Below are 5319 nucleotides of genomic sequence, written 5' to 3' on the forward strand. Positions count from 1 at the left end.
GGTCGACTCGGTGTACGCCTCGTTGACGTCACGGAAGGCGACACCCGGGAGGGTGGCCTCCTCGTTGTCGCCCGGGTCGTCGAGGTCTCGGCGGCGTTCGACACCGCGTCGTCGGCGCTGGACCACGCGGTCGCCTACGCCACCGAGCACGACGCCCTCGTCGTGGCGGCAGCCGTGCCGGACCCACCGGCGGGCGCCGACGGGGCGAGCGCCCCGCCACCGCGGGACTACTGGCCCGCCGCCTCGCGCGGTGTACTGAGCGTCCTGGACGTGGACGTCCAGGGGGGCCGCCCCGACACCGCGCTGCTCCCGCTCCACGCCGACCTGGCGGCCCCCGGCGACGGCGTCGTCGGGATCGGCCCCCGCGGCAGCGGGCACTTCGTCGGCTCCGGCGCCTCACTGGCCGCGGCGTACACCGCCGGGGCGGCTGCCCTCGTCCGGTCGAGGTTCCCGGAGCTCTCCGCGGCGGAGGTGGCCCGGCGCCTCACGTCCACCGCCTACCCCGACGACGTACCACGACTGGACGCCTATGCCGCTGTCGCATCGGTCACCGACGGGTCGAGGGCGGTCGGCGCCGTGACCGGACCGGGTGAGGAGCAGGTGCGCATGCCGGACCACACACGCGGAGAACGGGCCACCCGCACGGCCCTGCTGATCTCCGCGCTCGGGGCGGCGGTGGTCCTGCTGGCCGGCTGGGCCGCCGCGGCGGTCCCGCGCGGCAGAGCCCGCGGATGGCGCCCGCCCCGGGCCTGACGCGCCGTCGGAGGGCGGGGCGCCGTCTCCCGCGTACGGGCGTCGGCCGTCGCCCCGGACACGGTGAGGACGGACGGGTGCCGAGGTGAGGTGCCGGCGTAGGCCGTACCGGGCGGTGCCCCGGTACGGCCTACGCGCGGTCAACGGCTCTCCGGCTCCGGTGCCCCTTCGACCTGTGCCGTCTGCAGCAGCGTCGCCTTGTTCCGGGCGATGTACCGGGCCCGGCCCGGCGGCAGGGTGCGCGGCTTGACGTTGCCGAAGACGTAGCCCTCGCTCGGCGGGCAGGACAACAGGAGACCCGGTGTGTTGACCTCGCCCAGCCGCCGCAGCAGCTGGTCGCCGATCCCGCGGCCGGCTCCGGTGGCGGACCGTGCGACCACGACGTGCAGGCCGACCTCGTGTCCGAGTGCCAGGTAGTCGAAGATCGGCGCGAAGGGATGGTCGTAGGCGCCGCCGCCCAGCATGTCGTAGTCGTCGACCAGGACGAACAGGCGCGGACCGGCCCACCAGTCCGCCTGACGCATGCGGGCGGGGGTGATGTCCGGTCCCGGCATACGTGTCTCCAGCGCCCGCTTCGAGCCGCCCATCAGCTCCTGGAGCGCCGACAGGGACACGGCGTGGCCCAGGCGGTACTTCTCGGGGATGGCCTCCACCAGCTCCCGCCGGTAGTCCACCACCAGGATGCGCGCCTCCTGCGGGGTGTACCGGGCGGTGATCGCCGAGGTCACCAGTTTCAGCAGATTCGTCTTCCCGCTCTCGGTGTCGCCGACGGCCATCAGGTGCGGGGTGCGGCTGAAGTCGTGCCAGACGGGCGAGAGCGTCTCCTCGTCCAGGCCCAACGGCATCCGCAGACCGGCCACGCCCTCGGCCGCGGGCAGTTCCGCGGCGGGAAGGCGGTGCGGCAGCATCCGGACGGCCGGCGCCGGAGCACCGGTCCAGGCCGCCGCGACCCGCTCGACCAGGTCCGTGACCCCCTCGGTGAGGTCGTCGGCCGAACCGCCGCCGTCGATGCGGGGCAGCGCCGACAGGAAGTGCAGCTTGCCCTCGACGGTGAGTCCCCGCCCGGGGACGCGCGGGACGAGCGCCGCCCGCCGGACATCGACCACCGAGTCCATGTGGTCGCCGAGCTTCAGCTCCAGCCGGGTGGCGATCTGGTCGCGGATCGGCGTCGCCATCTCCATCCAGCGGGAGGCGGTGATGATCAGGTGGATGCCGTAGTTGAGGCCGCCGGCGGCGACCCGGTTGAACGTCGCCACGTGACTGTCGAAGTCCTGGCGCAGCGTCGCCCACCCGTCCACGACCAGGAACACGTCACCGTGCGTCTCGTCGGCGAACTCACCGGCCGCGCGGCGACGACGGTAGGTCGCCATCGAGTCGATGTTGTGGTCCAGGAAGAACTGCTCGCGCCGGTTGAGGACGGCCGTGACCTCGGCCACGGTCCGGCTGATGCGTTCGCTGTCCAGCCGCGACGCGACACCGCCCATGTGCGGCAGACCCGAGAGCCCGGCGAGCGTGCCGCCACCGAAGTCCAGGCAGTAGAACTGCACTTCGCGCGGGGTGTGGTTGAGTGCGAGGGAGGCGATGAGGGAGCGCAGCAGCGTGGACTTGCCGCTCTGCGAACCACCCGCGATGCCGACGTGCCCCTCCGCCCCGGACAGATCCACCACGAGCGGATCGCGGCGCTGCTCGAAGGGCTTGTCGACCAGTCCGACCGGCACCCTCAGACGCCCGGTCCCCGGCCACCGCGCCGCTGTGAGCCCGCGCTCGGCGTCGGGCGCGAGGCCGGGCAGCAACTCGTCGAGCCGAGGGGCGAGACCCAGCGGCGGCAGCCACACCTGGTGCGCTCCCGGTCCCGCGTCACGCAGCCGGTCGAGCGCCACCGACAGCAGACTGTCACCCGAGTTCTGCTCCTCCTCGGCCGGTTCCGTGACGGCGGGCGGGGCGACCGCGCGTGGGACCACGTACCCCGAGGTCCACGGCACGACCTGGCTGGCCACCCGGGCCTGGGCGACCGCGCCGCCCCGTCTGCGGTACTCGCCCGACACGTAGGCAGCGCGGAAGCGGGTCAGCGCCTCGACACCGCTTTTGAGATACCCGCTGCCGGGCTGGGAGGGCAGCTGGTAGGCGTCCGGGACGCCCAGCACGCCCCGGCTCTCCATCGCCGAGAAGGTGCGCAGACCGATCCGGTACGACAGGTGGCTCTCCAACTGGTGCATCCGCCCCTCGTCCAGGCGCTGGGACGCGAGCAGCAGATGAACACCCAGGGATCGTCCCAGGCGCCCGATCATCACGAAGAGTTCCATGAACTCGCGGTGGGCGGAAAGGAGTTCGCTGAACTCGTCCACCACGACGAAGAGGCTCGGCAGGGGCGCCAGAGGGACCCCCGAGGCGCGCGCCTTCTCGTACTCCAGGGCCGAGGAGTAGTTACCGGCCGCCCGCAGCAGCTCCTGGCGGCGGATCAGCTCGCCGTGCAGGGCGTCCTGCATACGTGCGACGAGCGCGACCTCGTCCGAGAGGTTGGTGATCACCGCCGAGGTGTGCGGCAGCTCGTCCAGGCCGAGGAAGGTGGCCCCGCCCTTGAAGTCGACCAGGACGAAGTTGAGGGTTTCCGAGGAGTTGGACAGGGCCAGACCCAGGACCAGGGTGCGCAGCAGCTCGCTCTTGCCGGATCCGGTGGCGCCGATCAGCATGCCGTGCGGTCCCATGCCGCCCTCCGCGGACTCCTTGATGTCCAGTTCGACCGGCAGCCCGTCGCTGCCGACCGCGATCGGCACCCGCAGCCTCGACGAACCACTGGCGCGCTGCCACAGGGCCGCCGGCTCGTGCCGGTGCAGGTCGGTGATGCCCAGCAACGTGGTGAGCTCGGTGTCGGCGGCCAGCGGTTCGGCCGCGGACACGGCGAGGCGCATGCGGAACGGCGCGATCGTCCTGGCCAACGACTCGGCCGCCACCGGTCCCAGGGCGTCGGGTCTGCCGAGGCTCGTGGTCTGCTCCTTGCGGGTGCGGTCGGTGCGTACCAGGCCGATCCGGTCGGACCGCACGTCCAGGCGCAGGGTGCTGCGGCCGGGACGCCACTGCAGGGTGTCGGCCAGGTCGACGACGACCGCGTTCCTGAACCCCTGCCCGTCCAGGCGGTGCCCGGAGGGTACGGACACCCCGTCCAGGACGACGACCGTGTACGGCTCCTCACGGCCGGGCACCCCCTCGGGGTCGTAGGCGGGGCGCTCGCCGAACTCCGCCCCCAGCAGCTCCTCCAGGTCGTTGAAGGTGGATGCGACCATCCGCGTCGGACCCGCCCCGTCCTCCTCCTGCGGATGCTGGTTGTGCGGAAGCCACTTCACCCACTCCCAGTCCGACCGGTGCTCGTCCGCGGCGCACACCACGATCCACAGCTCCTCCGGCGCGTGGAACACGGCAAGCTGCGCGATCATCGCCCGCACCACGCTCCGCCGGACCGCGGCGTCACCGCGCATCAACACCTTCGCCCAGGACCTCAGATACACGGCGACCGGCTGCCCGGGCACCGTGCTGTAGGCACGTATGAAGCGGCGCAGGGCGTGCGCGGAGAGCGGATCGAGGTCCTCCACCGGCTTGGTGGCCAGTGGAGTCAGCTTCACCGCCAGCTGCTGGTCACCGAGGGCGATCCGGACCTCCCCGAAGTCCTCGTCCTTGCCCCGGCGTTCCCACAGCCGTGTCGTACGGACCAGCGAGCTCAGGGCGGCAGGCTCGGGATGGCGCCAGGCCAACGCCAACTGCTGTTCCATCACCGCGCGTCGGGTCTGCTTGCGGATCTGCCCGAGGTATCTCAGGTAGTCCCGTCGTTCCCCCCGCAACCGCTGCTTGCGCTCACTGGTACGCCGCATGAACTGACCGATGATCATCGCGGCCGAGGCCAGCACCATCAGCCCCAGGGACAGGTAGACGAACACACCGTTCGACCCACCCGGGCGCAGGAAGATCAGCATCATGGAGACGGACATCATCGCCATGGGCATGTATGTCCACACCGCGGAGTTGTCGGGAACCGTCTCGGCGAGTACCGGGGGTTCCTGAAGGCTCAACTCCCCCTGAGGCATGTCAGGTCCGCGACGGCGCGCGGGACGGCGAAAAAGCACGGAACTCAACGAATCGGCTCCTTCGGGGCAGCAACCGGTGAGATCTCACCGGGCCCGTTGACGGAAGGCGGGGCTGTGAAGCCGGCCCGGCGGCAGGGGTACTCTGCACACGATAGACGGATCAGTCAGGTACCGACTCACACACGTATGTGTGGCCAGGATCTCACCGCCGCATCCGTCCCACCTGATCACCTTCCGCGAAAGCGAATGTGCCGACCATGAGCGACACCTCGGTGGCCAGCCTGTGCCGCCTCACCGTCCGGGCACCCTCCAGGACCATCGATCTCGCCGTCCCGGTGGACGTGCCGGTGGCCGACCTCCTTCCCACGTTGCTCCGGTACTGCGTCGACGGGTTCGCGAGTTGATCACCTGGCTGCCGAGCCTGGCGCGGCGCTCGCCGGTGGCGGCGTAGGTGGCCGCGGCCTTGTTCTGGTGATGCAGTGAGAGCCAG

The 5319-nt window shown here is 71.5% G+C and carries 2 protein-coding genes and 1 pseudogene; 2 read left to right on the forward strand and 1 reads right to left on the reverse strand.

Features of this window, described 5'->3' with window-relative positions; translation table 11 throughout:
• On the forward strand, positions 1-753 hold a 753-nt coding region (locus ACWD3D_RS32915), incomplete at its 5' end, for a S8 family serine peptidase (RefSeq protein WP_451464392.1).
• A gap of 140 nt (positions 754-893) precedes the next feature.
• On the opposite strand, the gene eccCa is transcribed toward ACWD3D_RS32915, so the two are convergent.
• Entirely contained in the window at positions 894-4829 is a 3936-nt protein-coding gene (eccCa, locus tag ACWD3D_RS32920; RefSeq protein ID WP_451464393.1) for a type VII secretion protein EccCa, read from the reverse strand.
• 257 nt (positions 4830-5086) lie between these two features.
• On the opposite strand from eccCa, the pseudogene ACWD3D_RS32925 reads away from it, so the two are divergent.
• Positions 5087-5209: pseudogene (locus ACWD3D_RS32925) on the forward strand (EsaB/YukD family protein); the annotation flags it as partial.
• Positions 5210-5319 lie beyond the last annotated feature (110 nt).

The organism is Streptomyces sp. NPDC002690, from assembly GCF_053592415.1.

Excerpts from the sequence above, each read along its gene's own strand:
- eccCa (WP_451464393.1), bottom strand. The coding sequence starts at position 4,829 with ATGCCTCAGGGGGAGTTGAGCCTTCAGGAACCCCCGGTACTCGCCGAG.